The 275-nt window shown below is 73.8% G+C and carries 1 pseudogene; it reads left to right on the plus strand.

Annotation, left to right across the window (positions count from 1 at the left end):
- Positions 1 to 238: pseudogene (locus SAZ04_RS22005) on the plus strand (urocanate hydratase); the annotation flags it as partial.
- Positions 239 to 275: the final 37 nt, after the last annotated feature.

Below are 275 nucleotides of genomic sequence, written 5' to 3' on the forward strand. Positions count from 1 at the left end.
CACCGCCTGTGGAGCGAGCTGGGTGTCGCTCCATCACGGGGGCGGGGTCGGGATCGGATACTCGATCCACGCGGGCATGGTGGCGGTCGCGGACGGCACCCCCGGCGCCGACCGGCGGCTGGAGCGGGTCCTCACCGCAGATCCCGGCACCGGGGTCATGCGCCATGCGGACGCCGGCTACGAGCTGGCGATCGAGACCGCGCGGGAGCGGGGGATCGACCTGCCGATGCTCGGTTAGGCGCCGATGCCACGTTCGCCGCAGGGGCCGGCAGGAT

The sequence above is a fragment of the Halalkalibacter lacteus genome (assembly GCF_036663595.1).
In the GTDB taxonomy this organism is placed as follows: domain Bacteria; phylum Bacillota; class Bacilli; order Bacillales; family Bacillaceae_D; genus Halalkalibacter; species Halalkalibacter lacteus.